The following is a 279-nucleotide window of genomic DNA, read 5'->3' as shown; positions in this document are numbered from 1 at the left end:
CATGAGAGCAACCAGGTTAATGAGCCTCGCAGTCAGTATAGTGCCCAGTGGCAATTCCAATCCGCCGAGCAGCTTGGTCGTAGTGTTAATGAGGTGTTGATTGAGTCGCAAGTAAAAGCGGCACTATTGCGCTTAAACCCTGATATCCAAGCGAATCCTGCTTTGGCTGATGAAGTCATTCATGCTTTACGCGCTATTCTAATTTCGGTGAACCAAGTCGGTTTAGTCAAAGCCAACGAAGAGTTTTTCCAGTGGTTAACGGGCGAAAAGACCATGCCC

General features: G+C 47.7%; 1 protein-coding gene. It reads left to right on the top strand.

What is annotated here, in order from left to right; genetic code table 11:
* The coding region (locus AAEY93_RS20500) for a hypothetical protein (RefSeq protein WP_351079485.1) at positions 1–279 on the top strand (279 nt) is incomplete at both ends.

It is taken from the genome of Shewanella sp. CAL98-MNA-CIBAN-0140, from assembly GCF_040309905.1.
GTDB classification, from domain to species: domain Bacteria; phylum Pseudomonadota; class Gammaproteobacteria; order Enterobacterales; family Shewanellaceae; genus Shewanella; species Shewanella psychromarinicola.
The sequence above is the reverse complement of the archived record's forward strand: the minus strand, read 5'-3'. Positions and strand labels throughout refer to the sequence as shown.